General features: G+C 54.4%; 25 protein-coding genes. 10 read left to right on the forward strand and 15 right to left on the reverse strand.

Annotation, left to right across the window (positions count from 1 at the left end):
- The 12 genes from ACOTX4_RS08840 to ACOTX4_RS08895 all read right to left on the reverse strand — a co-directional run bounded on the left by ACOTX4_RS08840 (position 1) and on the right by ACOTX4_RS08895 (position 5,118).
- Positions 1–330 carry a hypothetical protein gene (locus ACOTX4_RS08840; RefSeq protein WP_343459301.1) on the reverse strand — a complete coding sequence of 110 codons (330 nt, stop codon included), beginning with the start codon at positions 328–330 and terminating at the stop codon, positions 1–3.
- A 77-nt stretch (positions 331–407) separates the two neighbouring features.
- The gene (locus ACOTX4_RS08845; RefSeq protein WP_129317683.1) at positions 408–746 is read right to left on the reverse strand and encodes a hypothetical protein; all 339 of its coding nucleotides are present in this window, start codon (positions 744–746) and stop codon (positions 408–410) included.
- Positions 739–1,011 (reverse strand): hypothetical protein, encoded by a 273-nt coding sequence (locus tag ACOTX4_RS08850; RefSeq protein WP_343459302.1) that lies wholly within the window; start codon positions 1,009–1,011, stop codon positions 739–741. Before ACOTX4_RS08850 ends, ACOTX4_RS08845 begins: the two co-directional genes overlap by 8 nt.
- Positions 1,012–1,090: 79 nt before the next feature.
- Positions 1,091–1,726 (reverse strand): Lar family restriction alleviation protein, encoded by a 636-nt coding sequence (locus ACOTX4_RS08855; protein WP_332971568.1) that lies wholly within the window; start codon positions 1,724–1,726, stop codon positions 1,091–1,093.
- Positions 1,723–2,304 (reverse strand): ead/Ea22-like family protein, encoded by a 582-nt coding sequence (locus ACOTX4_RS08860; protein WP_343459303.1) that lies wholly within the window; start codon positions 2,302–2,304, stop codon positions 1,723–1,725. Before ACOTX4_RS08860 ends, ACOTX4_RS08855 begins: the two co-directional genes overlap by 4 nt.
- Positions 2,301–2,813 (reverse strand): hypothetical protein, encoded by a 513-nt coding sequence (locus ACOTX4_RS08865; RefSeq protein WP_343459304.1) that lies wholly within the window; start codon positions 2,811–2,813, stop codon positions 2,301–2,303. Before ACOTX4_RS08865 ends, ACOTX4_RS08860 begins: the two co-directional genes overlap by 4 nt.
- A gap of 56 nt (positions 2,814–2,869) precedes the next feature.
- Entirely contained in the window at positions 2,870–3,334 is a 465-nt protein-coding gene (locus ACOTX4_RS08870; protein WP_129329174.1) for a crossover junction endodeoxyribonuclease RuvC, read from the reverse strand.
- A gap of 120 nt (positions 3,335–3,454) precedes the next feature.
- Positions 3,455–3,844, reverse strand: coding sequence for a DnaT-like ssDNA-binding domain-containing protein (locus ACOTX4_RS08875; RefSeq protein ID WP_237765792.1), 390 nt, complete (start codon positions 3,842–3,844; stop codon positions 3,455–3,457).
- Between the two features lie 56 nt (positions 3,845–3,900).
- A complete protein-coding gene (locus ACOTX4_RS08880; protein ID WP_227788524.1) occupies positions 3,901–4,047 on the reverse strand; it encodes a hypothetical protein in 147 nt (48 codons plus the stop codon).
- A gap of 304 nt (positions 4,048–4,351) precedes the next feature.
- Entirely contained in the window at positions 4,352–4,540 is a 189-nt protein-coding gene (locus tag ACOTX4_RS08885) for a hypothetical protein (protein WP_063132197.1), read from the reverse strand.
- The gene (locus tag ACOTX4_RS08890; RefSeq protein ID WP_063132206.1) at positions 4,537–4,740 is read right to left on the reverse strand and encodes a hypothetical protein; all 204 of its coding nucleotides are present in this window, start codon (positions 4,738–4,740) and stop codon (positions 4,537–4,539) included. Before ACOTX4_RS08890 ends, ACOTX4_RS08885 begins: the two co-directional genes overlap by 4 nt.
- A gap of 147 nt (positions 4,741–4,887) precedes the next feature.
- Positions 4,888–5,118: a hypothetical protein gene (locus tag ACOTX4_RS08895; protein WP_032634928.1), complete on the reverse strand. Its 231-nt coding sequence runs from the start codon at positions 5,116–5,118 to the stop codon at positions 4,888–4,890.
- Between the two features lie 154 nt (positions 5,119–5,272).
- Here ACOTX4_RS08895 and ACOTX4_RS08900 point away from each other — a divergent pair, with 154 nt between their 5' ends.
- From ACOTX4_RS08900 to ACOTX4_RS08940, 9 genes are all read left to right on the forward strand, one after another.
- The gene (locus ACOTX4_RS08900) at positions 5,273–5,863 is read left to right on the forward strand and encodes a helix-turn-helix transcriptional regulator (protein WP_063132198.1); all 591 of its coding nucleotides are present in this window, start codon (positions 5,273–5,275) and stop codon (positions 5,861–5,863) included.
- A gap of 151 nt (positions 5,864–6,014) precedes the next feature.
- Positions 6,015–6,164, forward strand: a complete 150-nt coding sequence (locus tag ACOTX4_RS08905; RefSeq protein WP_162843058.1) for a hypothetical protein — start codon at positions 6,015–6,017, stop codon at positions 6,162–6,164.
- A complete protein-coding gene (locus ACOTX4_RS08910; RefSeq protein ID WP_129329175.1) occupies positions 6,161–6,460 on the forward strand; it encodes a hypothetical protein in 300 nt (99 codons plus the stop codon). Before ACOTX4_RS08905 ends, ACOTX4_RS08910 begins: the two co-directional genes overlap by 4 nt.
- Positions 6,457–7,356 (forward strand): YqaJ viral recombinase family protein, encoded by a 900-nt coding sequence (locus tag ACOTX4_RS08915; protein WP_129329176.1) that lies wholly within the window; start codon positions 6,457–6,459, stop codon positions 7,354–7,356. Before ACOTX4_RS08910 ends, ACOTX4_RS08915 begins: the two co-directional genes overlap by 4 nt.
- A gap of 9 nt (positions 7,357–7,365) precedes the next feature.
- A complete protein-coding gene (recT, locus tag ACOTX4_RS08920; RefSeq protein ID WP_129329177.1) occupies positions 7,366–8,388 on the forward strand; it encodes a recombination protein RecT in 1,023 nt (340 codons plus the stop codon).
- 48 nt (positions 8,389–8,436) lie between these two features.
- Positions 8,437–8,685, forward strand: coding sequence for a helix-turn-helix transcriptional regulator (locus ACOTX4_RS08925; protein WP_032634922.1), 249 nt, complete (start codon positions 8,437–8,439; stop codon positions 8,683–8,685).
- Between the two features lie 108 nt (positions 8,686–8,793).
- The gene (locus tag ACOTX4_RS08930; RefSeq protein ID WP_040117969.1) at positions 8,794–9,093 is read left to right on the forward strand and encodes a PerC family transcriptional regulator; all 300 of its coding nucleotides are present in this window, start codon (positions 8,794–8,796) and stop codon (positions 9,091–9,093) included.
- Positions 9,086–9,244: a DUF1317 family protein gene (locus ACOTX4_RS08935; protein WP_088567100.1), complete on the forward strand. Its 159-nt coding sequence runs from the start codon at positions 9,086–9,088 to the stop codon at positions 9,242–9,244. The genes ACOTX4_RS08930 and ACOTX4_RS08935 overlap by 8 nt, the downstream gene beginning before the upstream one ends.
- Positions 9,241–9,888, forward strand: a complete 648-nt coding sequence (locus ACOTX4_RS08940) for an MT-A70 family methyltransferase (RefSeq protein ID WP_088567101.1) — start codon at positions 9,241–9,243, stop codon at positions 9,886–9,888. Before ACOTX4_RS08935 ends, ACOTX4_RS08940 begins: the two co-directional genes overlap by 4 nt.
- A 35-nt stretch (positions 9,889–9,923) precedes the next feature.
- Here ACOTX4_RS08940 and ACOTX4_RS08945 read toward each other — a convergent pair whose 3' ends face one another.
- The 3 genes from ACOTX4_RS08945 to guaB all read right to left on the reverse strand — a co-directional run bounded on the left by ACOTX4_RS08945 (position 9,924) and on the right by guaB (position 14,478).
- On the reverse strand, positions 9,924–11,174 hold the full coding sequence (locus tag ACOTX4_RS08945) for a tyrosine-type recombinase/integrase (RefSeq protein ID WP_047050290.1): 1,251 nt from the start codon (positions 11,172–11,174) through the stop codon (positions 9,924–9,926).
- Positions 11,175–11,366: 192 nt separating this feature from the next.
- A complete protein-coding gene (gene guaA, locus ACOTX4_RS08950; RefSeq protein WP_003860599.1) occupies positions 11,367–12,944 on the reverse strand; it encodes a glutamine-hydrolyzing GMP synthase in 1,578 nt (525 codons plus the stop codon).
- Positions 12,945–13,011: 67 nt separating this feature from the next.
- On the reverse strand, positions 13,012–14,478 hold the full coding sequence (guaB, locus tag ACOTX4_RS08955) for an IMP dehydrogenase (protein ID WP_003860601.1): 1,467 nt from the start codon (positions 14,476–14,478) through the stop codon (positions 13,012–13,014).
- A 159-nt stretch (positions 14,479–14,637) separates the two neighbouring features.
- Between guaB and xseA the strand changes: the two genes are divergently transcribed.
- Complete coding sequence (gene xseA, locus ACOTX4_RS08960) at positions 14,638–16,011, forward strand: exodeoxyribonuclease VII large subunit (RefSeq protein ID WP_045330480.1); 1,374 nt, start codon at positions 14,638–14,640, stop codon at positions 16,009–16,011.
- The last annotated feature ends 29 nt before the right edge of the window (positions 16,012–16,040 follow it).

Below are 16,040 nucleotides of genomic sequence, written 5' to 3' on the forward strand. Positions count from 1 at the left end.
TTACATGACTGGTATCGGATCGTCTTCCTGGCTGCCGGCACGGTTGAGGAAATGTGTAACCACTCCCAGCACAATCGTGTCATCCAGCGCTTCACCTTCAATGGACTCCCCCTCCGTAACGATAAGCACCCGCCCCTGCACAATGGCGAACTCCGTGCGGCCGCAATAGGAAATCAGCACGGTATCACCCGGATGTGGTTTATTTGCGACGTTGATGATTGCGTAACCAGCCGACGTCTCAACGGTGCGGCAGTTGCCGTCGTAGCCGCACATGCTGGTGATGGTAAGGCGGGATTCTGCGTAATCTTTTGCCGGAGATGGAAAGCCCATAATGGAACCTCACATAAAAATACTGTACATTTAAACAGTATAGTCATGCGAGGATTTAGTCAATACGCCGTGACCTGTCACACCGCAAGTTTCGTTTCATGCCAGCCCTGCGTTACCCAGCAAGCCGAATCACCGGCGCACGGGCAGGACTTCACCGGCAGGCTGTCGCCACATTTGCCGCACTGGTTGGCGCTGATGGCTTTGATACGGCCGCGCACCCGCGCATCATCCTGGCGGATAAGCAGTGCGATGTACTCGCTCAGTTCGTATGGCTCACGGCCCGGGCGACGCTCCGCGCAGTTCCGCGCCAGCATCTCCATTTCCTGCTCATCGAGCACCAACTCCAGTTTGCGCTCACCAGCTTCCGCCTGGCGGGCGCGCTGCGCCGCTTTGCGTTCTGCTGCTGTCTTAGCCATTGCCTTCCTCCTTTTTCGCCAACTTCAGCATCGCGTCGCCATAATGTTCGATCCCCATCGCAAACGCGCCCTTCACGTTAATTCCCTGGATGATATCCGCCGGCACCACCACCGGCATCGGCACGCGGATGACCAGCCTGCGTAGTTCGGCTATTTCGTCGGCCTGCTCCATGACTCTGGCGTACAGGTCCGATGCTTCACCTTTCCACCATGCCACGTCGGATTTAAGGCGGCGCAGGCGCCGCTGTTTAAGTTTGCTCACCATATGCCATACCCGGTCATGGATATGAGCTGGCAGATAGCGAACATCACCGCCGTGATAACAACCACTTTGACTGGAGGCATCACTTCACCTCCTGCTGCGGTGCTGCTGCGAGTACACTGCGCCATACATCGACGTTATGCAGGTCATCAAGAATCGCATCTGTCATTGCGTTGGTCATTGCTCCGGTCAAATCAATCGGAACCAGTTTCCAGCCATCCGGAATCACCTGAGAGTTGCCATCGGAACCCTGAAGCATGGCGGTGCGGAGGTTCCATACATTACGCAACCGATCTCTTGCGTCTACGTCTGTGTGATATGCGGTGTCGGTCGAGATTCCACAAACGTTGCAAGATATCCAGTTGAGGTTATCGTCGTCATAATCAAACTCAGCACGCCCTCCGCAGCATGGGCATGGAAGAAGTCCATTTTCATCAGGCACAGATACCGGCGCTGACGGGGCAGCGCGGTACAGAAGCACGTCACCCATTTCTGTTCTGGATGCTGGCCATACGTCAGCATCAGAGCCAGATTTGAGATAATCAAGATTGGACTGGTCGATGACGCACACAGCCTCCGCTTCGAGCGATGCCAGCGCAATCTTCATCGCAGCAAGCGCCATTAACGCATCTTCGTTTACTGCGCCGGGCACAGAATCGCGCTCTTCTTCAAGCTCCGCGATTGTCTTCAGTAGCCATTCTTTGGTAAGTGTGCTCATGATGCCTCTCCTTTACCGGCTGCGGCGGCTAGCAACTTCTCCGCCTGCTGAATGTCAGTGCTTCCTGCAATCATCACTTCCGGTGAGTCACAGTCACCGCCAAGGTCAAGAATGCGCTCATGCCCAGTGCGCAGGCAGGATTTGTAACCGGATACTGTCTGCTTGAGCGAATCAGTCAGCTCGGCGATGAGCTTATCTTTGGCTTCCAGCTCATCCAGCAGCGCCAGAACTCGCGCTGCCGTGAACGTTTTGCAGAACTCGTGTACTGGCTTCCATTCTGGCTTGGCTGGATCGACAACATCACCGAATTCGCCAACCGCATACCATGAAGGGGCTAATTTTGCTGCTACAGCAAGATTGCGCAGCGCCTGTTTGTCGATGTTGCTCATTGGGCGGCCTCCTTCAGCATCGGTTTTCACCGGCCCGATGATGTCAGCAGAGAAGACATAAACCTCTTTGCCTTCATCGTTGGTGAGCCAGTATTCAGCGTCAGGCGCAACATTCAGCGTCAGGATGCCATCTCTACGCGTGCGTACCTTCTGCCCGTGCTTCCACCATTCAGGGAATCCGTTGCTCATGACTGCACTCCCTTGCGAAGCTGGGCGGCGATGTCTTCGAGTACGCCATCAGCGAACGAGCGATCGAAATCACCTTCTGGAGCATCAGCCATAAACTCTGTGGAGGTAAGGATCATCCTCGCAATGTCAGCTGCGTTCTTAGCCGTGTCATCGATAAACCCAGCATCCCATGCAGCCAGCATCCGGTTAGCAACAAAGTACGCGCCTTCTTTGTGAGCCTGTGCCCGCACTTCAGCCAGGAAAGCGTCGGTAGCTGGGCTTTTAACGTCGACTAGCATTCGAACACTTTCAACATTCTCCGAATCGGTTGATTGCTGCCATCCTATAGCTGCGTCAATCGCTGACTTCAGCCCCGCATTCTCCGCAGCCAGCGCATTACTACGAGCCAGTTGCACATCCAGCTGCGTAGCCAGGTCGCTAATCAGCTGCGATACAGCACCGCCTGATGATTTAAGTTGTGCGGCCTTGTCATGACCGCGCTTTACCAGATCACTCACTTTGCATTCCATCTTTACCCCCGCTTACCCGTATAAGTTATTGATTACGTTGATATCAAAAAGGATCGTTATTTAATGCCGATCCCGAACCTTGCGATTAACAGCGCATCCGCGATGGCCTGACCTTTCGCTTTGGCATCCAGCGCCCTCAGTTCCGGGTAAAGCTGAATCGCCCTGCTGCGCGCTGCGTCCTTGTCGCTTCCGATAAGCCCGGCTGACTTCTTCCAGGCCTGAGGTGTTACCAGCGTGTACGGAATGTTGAGCCCCTGGAGGATCCCCTCCGCTACACCAGCTGCATGCCCGAACGTGAACATGCTCGCCGTTCCCTGTCCTGGCATGGCTCCGACCTGCTCAAGGTACGCATGAGTGATTCCGTACTGCCGAACCCATGCAGCTACCGCTGCACCGTTCACCCTGGACTTTGTGCCGACCTTGATGGTTGGCATTGCCAGATGGTCGATGTAGCCGCCCTGCTCAGTTACGAGAACCAGCGCCCCGCTGCATCCCGGGTCAATCCCTAAAACTGCTGTCATGATTTACCTCTCAGGTAATTTAAATCCACATTAGAATTAAAATCAATAGCTATGCGCATATTTTGTTACCTGCAAGGTAATTATGCTGGCGTAAAAAAATGCGCTGCCGCGCTGGTGCTGCTATGAGGGCTGATATCCCCTGAATCCCTGCGGTATGGCTTTGTCCGGCTCCGGAACGTCATTGATATCCCTTCGATGCTGCTGGGCGACTAGCCTTGCCCTGGACTGCTGCACGCTTCTCGCCAGCTTCTGCTGCCACTGGTCGTGGTGGAATGCCTTCCCCTCCGCTTTCCAGTACGTGATGAATTCTGCCAGCTCGAACGGCGTGATGTCCGTCTTCAGGGTTATGCCCCACAGCGCAGCGCGCTGGATGAACTGAGGATCTGGCTTCCAGTTGTCGCGCATCTGGAATTTTCCAAACTCCCCCATTCCACCCGGAGCAACATAGCCATTCAGCATCGCGTTGTTCGCATCCGGATCTGGTTCACCGCCACCAGCAGAGTTATCCACAGGTGAATTTTGCTCGCCCCCTGTGTGGGGTTTATCTTTTATATCTTCTCTTCTCTTTATCTCTTCTTTATCTGTCGTGACATTTCGTGACTTGTCGTGACATTGCCGTGACTCATTGCTTTCTTGTTGTCGCATCCGCTGCCTTTCACGCTGCTCTCTTTTTCTCTGAGTTGCTGATTTTGCTCCTGTTTCATCATTGCCACGGTCCTCCTTTTTAGGCTGTCTCCGCTCCCACCCTGTAAGGTATGTTCCATCCAAAACACGGCCCTGCATGGCGTTAATAACAGCGTCTATGTCACACTCAGTCACGTCAAAATGTGACGCTAAGTCCTCGTTCGTGACATCAGCGTGACCTCGCGTGACATTTTGTGACCCGCTAACAAGAAGGTGGACATAAACGGCCTGAACGAGAGCTATCGGTTGACCGGATATTCTCGCTATGGTTCTCCACTTCGGGTCATTAGGCATATCATGCCAAAGACGTAGCCATTGATTAGCCATATGAACCTACTCTTTCTCGAGATCAGTGATTCCACAAAGGCGCAACCCAGCGAAGCAACCAGTATCAACCATGTCGCAGTACATTGTCTGATCTGAAATGTTCAGCCGGTGCCACATAATGAGCATCGCCTTTTCTTCTTCTGACTCTGCTTCAATGCATAATTGAGCACTGGAACCGGAGAAAAAAATCTTCATGCTGCCTCCCGCGCCTTTCTGGCTGCCTTTAATTTATCTGAACGCAACTGCTGCTGGCGTCGCGCCCGCTCGTTGTTGCACTTAACGCATTCACCACTGAGGGTGTAGCGCTCGCTGTCATGCCCGTGAATGCACTTCTTGCCGGTGTAGAATCTGGTGAGGCCCATTTCGAGAGCTTCACGCTGAGTTAATCGCTTCATTTGCACCTCTCTTTGAAATTTATCTTTGGTAATTTTGTGCGATGGCCGAAAAAAGATCAACCATATTCGGATCATTATTACCCGAGAGGAATGAATAGATATGAAAAGACCGCCAGAAGGCGGCCTGATGGGGGTTTGAAGGGGGTTCTATTCGTAGAAGAAGATAGCCAGTTCCGGCTTAGTTCTGACCCATCCGCGTTGTTTGCATGCCTTAAACAGTCCATTCATCAATGTCTTACCGGGCATTTTCCGGCGGCCTGTCAGATGCGTCTGGATGTAGTGGCTGGTCGTCCCGGCCTCGTCAGCAAAGGCATTTCGCTCATCAGGAGTGAGTTGCAACCAGTGTTTTTTGAAGTCGAATTTTTCGTTCTCGCTCATAGCTATTGCCTGATATTAATTTCAGATAACAAATATTCACCCAGAAGGTAATAAAAATCAAGGTTTGTTACCTGTTAGGTGCATTTACCTGTGAGGTAAATTCGCTTTTAATTGAACCACTAACTAATTCATATATGAGGCGATTCACCAGAGCATGAAAAGTATTCAGGATATCCGCAGGCAGAATATTAACGATATCATCGACCGTGACTTCAACGGGGTGCAGACTCGTCTGGCGGAAAAACTGGGAACTCAGGCAAACCTGGTGAACCGCTGGGCCCGCGGGCAGAAGGTGGTCGGCGACACGGTGGCGCGCAAGATTGAGAAGGCAGCAAACAAGCCGTCGAACTGGCTGGACGTCGACCACTCCTTATCTGCTGTTGCCATCCCCCAGGAAGAGATCACCCCTTCCGATATCGGCCAGCTGGCGGCGCATAACCTTGAAGCGTGGATGCAGAACAACCGCGACCTGTCATCTCAGGGCAAGGTGTCGAAAGCGTCCGGCGTTGCCCAGGCTACAATCCAGCGCATGCTGAACAATGAGGTTAGCGTTTCTATTTCCACCCTGGAGGCTATCGCCAGCGCGTTCGGGCGCCGGGGCTATGAACTGCTCATCCATCCCCGCGACCCGGCGACCATCCATTACGACCGGGCCCGCTACGCATTGTTACCTGAGAGCGAGAAAAGCAAGATCGAAAGCTACGTCGATTTCGTGATTGTTCAGAACGGTAAAACGCAAGAGTAACATCATATATTTCAGACACTAAGCCGCCATTGTGCGGCTTTTTTATTGCCCCTAAGATTACCTAATGGGTAATTTTTTATAATCATACCTATTGACTTCAAACCACATAAGGATAATTATTACCTCAACGGTAACACTGAGGTAACGAATTATGCAGTGGAAAATCATCAACGGTTGGTACTGCGTTACGGCGTGCGGGCTGATGAGCACAAAGTGCCGCACTCTGCATGAGGCCATCAACTGGGCATTTGTCACCAAGATGGCAGTAAAAACTGAAATGGATATGGGGGTGAGCAAGTGAACATCCAGCAGATTAACAACCTGAAAAAAATCATGACCAGTATCGACAGCGACTACCAGCTGAGTCAGTTGCACTACGAGCGCCAGGTAGAGCTGATCGACGCCATCAAGTTCCACCAGCTGCAAAAACCTTTCTATGAGCTGGAGCGCAAAGGCGTGCGGACCGAGATTCTGGAAGAGCTGATGATGAGCACGGAATTCGAAGAGGCGCTCGCAGCGTACCAGGCCGCGATGACGAGCATCATCGCGAAGTGGGATCTGGCTGACCAGCTGGACTCGGCGAGGACTGCGGCATGATGCAGAACGTCGGCAGCATGGACCGGACCAAATACCTCGGCGGCAGTGATGTCGCCGGCATTCTCGGAATTAGCCCGTGGCGCACTCCGCTTGAGGTGTATCTGGATAAGGTTCAGCCACGCATCAAGCCAGTAGATCCTTCAAAGCAGAAAGTTTTCACGCGTGGCCAGCGTATGGAGCCATACGTAATTGACCTGCTTTCTGAAGAGGCAGGGCTGGAAATTATTCATCGCGGCAACCGGTATATCCACCGAGATTACGGCTTTATCGCAGCTGAAATTGATGCAGAAGCAGCTACCGGCGAGAACATCGAGATCAAAACGGTTAGCCCATTCAAAGCTAAGGAATGGGGAGAAGTTCAGACAGATGCGATCCCTGTGCATTACACGGCGCAGGCCATGCATGGGCTGATGGTAACAGGGAAACAGGTATGCGTATTCGGCGTCCTGATCGGCGGTGATGATTTCCGTATTTATCGCGTTGAGCGAGATGAGGAAACCATTCAAGCCATCCTGGAGAAAGAAGTTTCCTTCTGGGATCGGGTGATAAACCTGAACCCACCGGAGGCGACAACAGTCAGCGATATTTCTCTGATGTTTGAGAAGGATTCCGGCTCAAGCATTGAGGCAGACGGTAAAGCCCTGGCGCTCTTCAACGACCTCCGCGACATGAAATCACGTTGCAAGTCACTGGAAGAAGAAATCGCCGTATCGGAGGAGAAGCTGAAGCTGTACATGCAGGAGCACTCAATCCTGACGCTGGACGGGAAACCGATTTGCACATGGAAATCTCAGGTAAGTAACCGGTTCGATCAGAAATTATTCCAGGTTGAGCACCCTGACCTGTACGAAAAATTCAAAACAGCAACGACATCACGCGTTTTCAGAATGAAGTAAGGAGAAAAAATGTCTACCAACGCACTTAAGGCAGCAGCAACCGGCAACCAGGTTGCACAGCATAACGATAAACCTACCACGCTGGCCGGGTTGCTCGCGGATCCAAAAATTAAGGCTCAGATGGCACTGGCTCTTCCAAAGCACATGACAGCTGACCGCCTGGCGCGCATCGCCACTACCGAGATCCGCAAGGTCCCAAAACTGGCAGCATGCGACCAGGCCAGTTTCCTCGGTGCAATTATGCAATGCGCTCAGCTCGGACTGGAGCCGGGCGGCGCACTGGGCCACGCGTACCTTATTCCGTTCGACAAGCGCCAGAAAATTAATGGCCGCTGGGAAACGGTATCGACAGAAGCTCAGCTGATCATCGGCTATCGCGGGATGATTGACCTTGCCCGCCGCTCCGGGCAGATCCTGAGCATCTCAGCGCGCACCGTCCATGCAAACGACAAATTCAGCTACTCATACGGTCTGGAAGAAACGCTCGAGCACTCACCTTGCGAAACCGGTGACCGCGGCGAACTGACCCATGTATACGCAGTGGCCCGCCTGAAAGATGGCGGCGTCCAGTTCGAAGTTATGAGCCGGGCAGACGTTGAAAAAGTACGGGCCCTGAGCAAAGCCGGCAGCAGTGGCCCATGGGTTGACCACTTCGACGAAATGGCGAAAAAGACGGTGATCCGCCGCCTGTTCAAATACCTGCCTGTCTCTATCGAATTGCAAAAAGCTGTGGTGATGGATGAACGAGCTGAAGCTGGCCTGAGTCAGGATAACGCGGCAGTTATCACCGGTGAGTATTCCGTTGTTGATGATGAGCAACAGAGCCTGACGGTGGTTTCTGACTCTGATCGCGAAGAGGCTCGGGAATACGTCAGCGCAATTCTGAACAGCCTAGATTCATCCGCAGCAGATTCCAAGGCGATGTTTAAGCGTGCCGAAGATGAGATCACCGCCATGGCTGAAAAGCTCGGTGAAGAATACCACCAGGGATTCATGACGACGCTTAACGATATGCGTCCTGAATTCGAATAACACCACCGTGGCGCCACGGCGCCACACCTGCAACCAAGAGAGGTATTTATGAAAGGTGCATTTGGTAAGAAGGAACTCCTGGCGGTGGTGCCACTGTCATGGAGCACGATTGACCGCCTGGAACAGGCTGGCGAATTCCCGTCCCGTTTCTGGATCACCGATCGCCGCTGTGCGTGGGACCAGAGCGAAGTTGAAGCCTGGCTGGATAAACGTAAGGCGGCAAGCCCGGCGACGTTCACCGGAAAAAAGCCGCCAGTTGACCGCCGCGTGTATCGCCCGGTGAGTGCGGCAGCATGACGGCGCTGAAAAAGCATATCGGCAGATGGTCAGATGTGTACCTGTATCTGGCCGTGGTCGCCTACCTGATGTGGCTGGCGGCGGTAATCAGTTGAGAGGATCCTGGGTATGAGAAAATTAACCCGCCTTGAAAAATATCACATGAATAAAGCATCGCAGCGCGGAACTGAAAAAGTTGTGGCAGTAACCCCGGAAGCAATGGAGATCGAAAGCCGGGCCATCGAGCGCGAGCGCCGCGGTCATTATCGCATCGCGGCCCGCCTCTGGCTCCAGTGCCTGGATGCGGCTGTTGGTGAAGTTGAGCGCGCCCGTATCGCGGTGCGCCGCCAGCAGTGTATCACAAAAGGTAACCGCACCCCGCACCTGGACTATAGCGGGATAGGATGTCGCGGGGTGGTTTATGACTAACCCGCACGACAATATCCGAGTCGGCAGTATCACGCTGGTTTATTCATCTCTGCGCCGCGGGTGGCTGGCACCCGGCGGCCAGGTTATCAGAAACCCATTGAAGGCTCAGCGCCTGGCTGAGCTGATAAACAGCAAGAAGGTGGCAGCATGACTGGAAAATACACTCTTATCTACGCTGACCCGCCATGGGTTTACCGTGACAAAGCAGCTGATGGCGAGCGCGGCGCTGGATTCAAGTATCCGGTTATGAACGTGCTCGATATCTGCCGCCTGCCAGTGTGGGATCTGGCTGCCGAAGATTGCCTGCTGGCTATGTGGTGGGTACCGACACAGCCGGTTGAGGCGCTGAAGGTTATCGAAGCGTGGGGATTCCGCCTGATGACCATGAAAGGATTTACCTGGCATAAGACGAACAAGCACAAAGGCAACAGCGCGATCGGAATGGGCCATATGACCCGGGCGAACAGTGAAGACTGCCTGTTTGCGGTGCGTGGAAAGCTGCCGGCGCGCATGGATGCCTCGATCTGCCAGCATGTCACGGCGCCGCGCATGGAGAACTCGCGCAAACCTGACGTGATCAGGGAGAAGCTGGTGCAGTTGCTTGGCGATGTGCCGCGCATTGAGCTTTTCGCCCGCCAGTCATCCCATGGTTTCGACGTATGGGGCAACCAGTGCGAAGGCCCGGCGGTGCAGTTGCACCCTGGCTACGCGCTGGATATCGCCGGGATGACGAGAGCATTCGGACATGCTCCATTTCCACCAACAGACAATCAGGGCCGGGAGCGTGCGGCATAATTCATCAGCGAGATTTAAATAGTCATTTTCTTCGGCTACTGACTTTCCATCCACTTCTCAAACTTCGAAGGGGAGAACAGCACCAGATCGGTGTGCTCCCCTGCTATCCAGGCATCAACCATATCAGCCCACTGCTGAAGCATGTAAGCGCGTTGCCGCGCATATTCTGCTTTATTGTAAACCGCTCTCGTCCCTTTCTGCTTTCGTGCCTGGCCTTTTTCAATCCAGTCTGATGGATAATCAGCTTCATGAAGGTTGGTACTGGCGGTACGTCGCAGATCATGCACAGTAAAGCGTTCAAAGTGATAACCCGATTCGTTTATGCGCGCCACTACGCGGTCGATCAGGGAATTAAGCGAGGCGTTAGAGATAGGTTTGTTGAAGTCGTATCTGCCAGGCACAAGATAAATACTGCCGCCTGCACACATCTGAAGGGTCACCATCAGATCAAGTGCCTGCCTTGAAAGGTAAATTGAATGAGGTTTCCCGCTCTTCATTCTTTCGCCAGGAATGGTCCAAACCCCTTTGGTGAAGCTGATTTCTTTAAGCTCGGCGTTGGTGAACTCCCCTTTCCTGACCATCGTCAGCAGAACGAGCTTGATTGCCATCTTCAGCGTGCCCATTGCACTGAAACTATCCAGCGCACGGAAAAATACACCAATTTCTTCTGGACTAAGGTATCGCTCCCGGTCCACAAATGTGGCAATGGATGACGGTTTTATATCAGCAGCTGGGTTATAGAACCCGTGCCCTCTGTCATTAGCATGACGGTACACACTGCTGATTATCTCCCGGGCTCTTACTGCTGTTGCATTACCACCGCGCTGGACGATTTTATCGCACAAATCACGAACCGCCGCTGTGGTGATCTCAGTCATTAGCTTGTTGCCGAGTGACGGTATCAGGTCACGATCAATGATCGCCCGCTTAAGCTCCCGCGTACTGTCGGCCAGCGTGGCATTCTTCATGTAACTGTCGGTATGTACCGCGAAAGTCTCAGCCCCACGGATTTTTTTAATACCGTCTCGTTTCGCCGCAGCAGGCGACTGGCCTGCCTTCACGAGCTTTTTAGCGTTAATCAATTCTTCTCGCGCTTCCGCCAGGCTGATACCGTCACGACCGTACTGGCCGATCACCAGTGTTTCCCGGCGGCCGTTGATGCGGTAGTCGTAGCGGAACGAGACAGAGCCTGACGTGAGCACGGCGACATACAGCCCGTCACGGTCAGAAACTTTATACAGTTTGTCTTGCGGCTTGAGGTTTTTAAGTTTGGTATCGGTAAGCACAATTCACCCGTAATGCATCCATATTTTTGTCGCTATGAGAGTATACCTTTCGGGTAATACCGTCACCTGTACCGTCGAAAAATGTGGTGTAGAGTGAATAGATATGAGTAGATATAAACAAAAACCCTCTGCAATTACAGAGGGTTAGATATTAAAATGAATAGATATGATGAGCTATGAGCTAGCTATACATCATTCCCACTCGATCGTCGCCGGTGGCTTGCCGCTGATGTCATACACCACGCGGGAAATGCCATTGACTTCATTGATTATTCTGTTAGACACGCGGCCTAAGAAGTCATACGGCAGGTGCGCCCAGTGCGCGGTCATGAAGTCGATTGTTTCCACCGCACGCAGGGAAACAACCCAGTCGTACTTACGTCCATCGCCCATTACGCCTACAGAACGAACCGGCAGGAACACGGTGAACGCCTGGCTTACCTTGTTGTACAGGTCAGCCTTGTGCAGCTCTTCGATGAAGATCGCGTCCGCACGACGCAGCAGGTCGCAGTACTCTTTCTTCACTTCGCCCAGCACGCGTACGCCGAGGCCCGGGCCCGGGAACGGGTGACGGTAGAGCATGTCGTACGGCAGCCCCAGCTCCAGACCGATTTTACGCACTTCGTCTTTGAACAGCTCACGCAGCGGTTCCACCAGACCCATCTTCATCTCTTTCGGCAGGCCGCCCACGTTGTGGTGAGATTTGATAACGTGCGCTTTACCGGTTGCGGAGGCCGCAGACTCGATCACGTCAGGGTAGATAGTGCCCTGCGCCAGCCATTTCACGTCTTCCAGCTTCAGCGCTTCTTCGTCGAACACTTCCACGAACACGCGACCGATGATCTTACGTTTCGCTTCCGGATCGTTCTCGCCTTTCAGCGCGTCCAGGAAACGCTGCTCGCCTTCCACGTGAACGATGTTCAGACCGAAGTGGTCGCCAAACATGTCCATAACCTGCTTCGCTTCGTTCAGGCGCAGCAGGCCGTTATCCACGAAGACACAGGTCAGGTTTTTGCCGATGGCGCGGTGCAGCAGCATCGCGGTCACAGAGGAGTCCACGCCACCGGAGAGGCCGAGGATCACTTTGTCATCGCCAACCTGCTGGCGGATACGCTCCACGGCGTCGTCGATGATTTTTGCCGGGGTCCACAGGGCTTCACACTGGCAGATGTCACGCACGAAGCGCTCCAGCATGCGCATACCCTGACGGGTGTGGGTCACTTCCGGGTGGAACTGCACGCCGTAGAAACGTTTTTCTTCGTTCGCCATGATGGCGAACGGGCAGCTTTCGGTGCTGGCAACGGTCACGAAGTCGGATGGGATGGCGGTGACTTTGTCGCCGTGGCTCATCCACACGTCCAGCAGCGGCTTGCCGTCTGCGGTCAGGGAGTCTTCGATACCGCGCACCAGCGCGCTGTCGGTGACAACTTCAACCTGCGCGTAGCCGAACTCACGCTCGTTAGAGCCTTCTACGTGGCCGCCCAGCTGCATCGCCATGGTCTGCATACCGTAGCAAACGCCGAACACCGGTACGCCCGCTTCGAACACGTACTGCGGCGCGCGCGGGCTGTTCTCTTCGGTGGTGCTTTCCGGGCCGCCGGACAGGATGATGCCGCTTGGATTGAATTCGCGAATCTGTGCTTCCGTGACATCCCACGCCCACAGCTCACAGTAAACGCCCAGCTCACGCACGCGGCGCGCCACCAGCTGAGTGTACTGAGAACCAAAGTCCAGGATGAGAATGCGATGTTTATGAATGTTTTCCGTCATTGACGCTAATTCCGAGGCAAGTGAAACAAAACAAAGCGCCCGGCATTGAGCCGGGCGCGGAAATTTATCAGGAGCCCAGACGGTAGTTCGGGGACTCTTTGGTGATCGTCACGTCGTGAACGTGGCTCTCCTGGATACCCGCACCGCTGATGCGTACGAATTCCGCTTTGGTACGCAGCAGGTCAATGGTACCACAGCCGGTCAGACCCATACAGGAGCGCAGGCCGCCCATCTGCTGGTGAATGATCTCTTTCAGGCGGCCTTTATACGCCACGCGACCTTCGATACCTTCCGGTACCAGTTTGTCAGCAGCGTTATCGGTCTGGAAGTAACGGTCAGAGGAACCTTTGGACATCGCGCCCAGGGAGCCCATACCGCGGTAGGATTTATAAGAACGCCCCTGGTAGAGTTCGATTTCACCCGGAGATTCTTCGGTACCGGCCAGCATGGAGCCCACCATCACGGCTGCGGCACCTGCGGCGATCGCTTTAGCGATGTCGCCAGAGAAGCGGATACCGCCGTCAGCGATAACCGGAATGCCGGTGCCTTCCAGCGCTTCAACCGCGTCAGAAACCGCCGTGATCTGCGGCACGCCTACGCCAGTGACGATACGGGTTGTACAGATAGAGCCAGGGCCGATACCCACTTTCACCGCGCTGCAACCCGCTTCCGCCAGCGCGCGAGCGCCTGCGCCTGTTGCCACGTTACCGCCGATAATCTGGAGATCCGGGTATTTAGCACGGGTTTCACGAATACGTTGCAGAACGCCTTCGGAGTGGCCGTGGGAGGAGTCAATCAGCAGCACGTCAACGCCTGCGGCAACCAGCGCGTCAACGCGCTCTTCGTTACCTGCGCCCGCGCCAACCGCAGCGCCGACGCGCAGACGGCCATGCTCGTCTTTACAGGCGTTCGGTTTACGTTCTGCTTTCTGGAAATCTTTAACGGTGATCATGCCGCGCAGGTGGAAGTTCGCGTCCACAACCAGCGCTTTCTCAACGCGTTTTTCGTGCATTTTCGCCAGCACCACGTCGCGGGTTTCGCCTTCACGCACGGTCACCAGACGCTCTTTTGGCGTCATGTAGACGCTTACAGGCTGGTTCAGGTCAGTCACGAAACGCACGTCACGACCGGTAATGATGCCGACCAGTTCGTTGTCTTCAGTGACTACCGGGTAGCCTGCAAAGCCGTTACGCTCGGTCAGGGCTTTCACTTCGTGCAGCGTGGTGGTTGGCAGAACGGTCTGAGGATCGGACACGATCCCGGATTCATGCTTCTTCACGCGGCGAACTTCTTCCGCCTGACGCTCGATAGACATGTTTTTGTGGATAAAGCCAATGCCGCCTTCCTGTGCCAGGGCGATAGCCAGACGCGCTTCAGTCACGGTGTCCATTGCTGCGGAGAGCATAGGAATGTTCAGACGAATGGTTTTCGTCAACTGCGTGCTGAGGTCGGCAGTATTCGGCAGAACGGTGGAGTGAGCGGGAACGAGGAGGACGTCGTCAAACGTCAGTGCTTCTTTAGCGATACGTAGCATGGGCAATATCTCTGACCTGGGTGGTTAAATATTGCCGTGGCATTATACAGAGCGTAACCGATTGCATCCACACTTTTTTGAAAAAAATGCTTGCGCTCACCTCTCAGCAGGTTACTATCGACTGAATAACTTGCTGATTTAGAATTTGATCCCGCTCACATGTTATCCTCTCAATCCCCCTCAATTTATACTGTCAGCCGCCTTAATCAGACGGTGCGTTTGCTGCTTGAGCAGGAAATGGGACAGGTCTGGATCAGCGGTGAAATCTCTAACTTCACGCAGCCTGCTTCCGGCCACTGGTACTTTACGCTGAAAGACGACACCGCTCAGGTGCGCTGCGCGATGTTCCGCAACAGCAACCGTCGCGTGACGTTCCGTCCTCAGCATGGCCAGCAGGTTCTGGTTCGCGCCAACATTACCCTGTATGAGCCGCGCGGCGATTATCAGATTATCGTCGAGAGCATGCAGCCCGCCGGTGAAGGCTTGCTGCAACAGAAGTACGAGCAGCTAAAAGCCATGCTTTCGGCTGAGGGATTGTTCGACCAGCAGTTTAAAAAACCCCTTCCCTCACCAGCCCACTGCGTTGGGGTTATCACGTCGAAAACCGGTGCGGCCCTGCACGATATTTTGCACGTCCTTAAGCGCCGTGACCCTTCCCTGCCCGTCATTATCTACCCGACTGCCGTTCAGGGTGACGATGCGCCGGGGCAGATCGTGCGCGCCATTGAGCTGGCGAATGCGCGTCAGGAGTGTGATGTCCTGATCGTCGGGCGCGGCGGCGGCTCGCTGGAAGACCTGTGGAGCTTTAACGACGAGCGCGTGGCGCGGGCAATCTTTGCCAGCCTTATCCCGGTGGTAAGCGCCGTCGGCCATGAAACGGATGTGACGATAGCCGATTTTGTCGCGGATTTACGCGCGCCCACGCCGTCCGCGGCGGCAGAGGTAGTCAGCCGTAACCAGCTGGAGCTGCTGCGTCAGATCCAGAACGGGCAGCAGCGCCTGGAGATGGCGATGGACTACTTCCTCGCCAACCGTACCCGCCGCTTTACCCAGCTTCACCATCGTCTGCAACAGCAGCATCCGCAATTGCGTCTGGCGCGTCAGCAAACCGTGCTGGAACGTCTGCGTCAGCGGATGAACTTCGCGCTGGATAACCAGCTTAAGCGGGCGGTATCTCGCCAGCAGCGCGTCACGCAGCGTCTGAACCAGCAAAACCCGCAGCCGAAGATTTATCGCGCACAAACGCGTATCCAGCAGCTTGAGTATCGCCTCGCGGAAAATATCCGCTCACGCCTGAGCGCCACCCGCGAGCGTTTTGGCAATGCGGTCACCCATCTGGAAGCCGTCAGCCCGCTCTCCACGCTGGCTCGCGGCTATAGTGTGACCACCGCGACGGACGGCAAAGTGCTGAAACAAACGAAACAGGTTAAAGCCGGGGATGTGCTCACCACCCGGCTTTCTGACGGCTGGGTCGAGAGTGAGGTAAAAGAGATCAAACCGGTGAAAAAAACGCGCCAGCGTAAAAGCGGATAAATCTTCGCCGGTTACAAACTATACTGCTG

Source organism: Enterobacter cloacae complex sp. IR5459, from assembly GCF_049238005.1.
Classification (GTDB): domain Bacteria; phylum Pseudomonadota; class Gammaproteobacteria; order Enterobacterales; family Enterobacteriaceae; genus Enterobacter; species Enterobacter hormaechei_C.

Excerpts from the sequence above, each read along its gene's own strand:
- ACOTX4_RS08900 (WP_063132198.1), top strand. The coding sequence starts at position 5,273 with ATGAAAAGTATTCAGGATATCCGCAGGCAGAATATTAACGATATCATC.
- ACOTX4_RS08895 (WP_032634928.1), bottom strand. The coding sequence starts at position 5,118 with ATGAGCGAGAACGAAAAATTCGACTTCAAAAAACACTGGTTGCAACTC.
- guaB (WP_003860601.1), bottom strand. The coding sequence starts at position 14,478 with ATGCTACGTATCGCTAAAGAAGCACTGACGTTTGACGACGTCCTCCTC.
- ACOTX4_RS08840 (WP_343459301.1), bottom strand. The coding sequence starts at position 330 with ATGGGCTTTCCATCTCCGGCAAAAGATTACGCAGAATCCCGCCTTACC.
- ACOTX4_RS08940 (WP_088567101.1), top strand. The coding sequence starts at position 9,241 with ATGACTGGAAAATACACTCTTATCTACGCTGACCCGCCATGGGTTTAC.
- ACOTX4_RS08925 (WP_032634922.1), top strand. The coding sequence starts at position 8,437 with ATGAAAGGTGCATTTGGTAAGAAGGAACTCCTGGCGGTGGTGCCACTG.
- ACOTX4_RS08885 (WP_063132197.1), bottom strand. The coding sequence starts at position 4,540 with ATGAAGATTTTTTTCTCCGGTTCCAGTGCTCAATTATGCATTGAAGCA.
- ACOTX4_RS08855 (WP_332971568.1), bottom strand. The coding sequence starts at position 1,726 with ATGAGCACACTTACCAAAGAATGGCTACTGAAGACAATCGCGGAGCTT.
- guaA (WP_003860599.1), bottom strand. The coding sequence starts at position 12,944 with ATGACGGAAAACATTCATAAACATCGCATTCTCATCCTGGACTTTGGT.
- ACOTX4_RS08870 (WP_129329174.1), bottom strand. The coding sequence starts at position 3,334 with ATGACAGCAGTTTTAGGGATTGACCCGGGATGCAGCGGGGCGCTGGTT.
- ACOTX4_RS08860 (WP_343459303.1), bottom strand. The coding sequence starts at position 2,304 with ATGAGCAACGGATTCCCTGAATGGTGGAAGCACGGGCAGAAGGTACGC.
- ACOTX4_RS08850 (WP_343459302.1), bottom strand. The coding sequence starts at position 1,011 with ATGGTGAGCAAACTTAAACAGCGGCGCCTGCGCCGCCTTAAATCCGAC.
- recT (WP_129329177.1), top strand. The coding sequence starts at position 7,366 with ATGTCTACCAACGCACTTAAGGCAGCAGCAACCGGCAACCAGGTTGCA.
- xseA (WP_045330480.1), top strand. The coding sequence starts at position 14,638 with ATGTTATCCTCTCAATCCCCCTCAATTTATACTGTCAGCCGCCTTAAT.
- ACOTX4_RS08935 (WP_088567100.1), top strand. The coding sequence starts at position 9,086 with ATGACTAACCCGCACGACAATATCCGAGTCGGCAGTATCACGCTGGTT.
- ACOTX4_RS08865 (WP_343459304.1), bottom strand. The coding sequence starts at position 2,813 with ATGGAATGCAAAGTGAGTGATCTGGTAAAGCGCGGTCATGACAAGGCC.
- ACOTX4_RS08905 (WP_162843058.1), top strand. The coding sequence starts at position 6,015 with ATGCAGTGGAAAATCATCAACGGTTGGTACTGCGTTACGGCGTGCGGG.
- ACOTX4_RS08845 (WP_129317683.1), bottom strand. The coding sequence starts at position 746 with ATGGCTAAGACAGCAGCAGAACGCAAAGCGGCGCAGCGCGCCCGCCAG.
- ACOTX4_RS08915 (WP_129329176.1), top strand. The coding sequence starts at position 6,457 with ATGATGCAGAACGTCGGCAGCATGGACCGGACCAAATACCTCGGCGGC.
- ACOTX4_RS08890 (WP_063132206.1), bottom strand. The coding sequence starts at position 4,740 with ATGAAGCGATTAACTCAGCGTGAAGCTCTCGAAATGGGCCTCACCAGA.
- ACOTX4_RS08930 (WP_040117969.1), top strand. The coding sequence starts at position 8,794 with ATGAGAAAATTAACCCGCCTTGAAAAATATCACATGAATAAAGCATCG.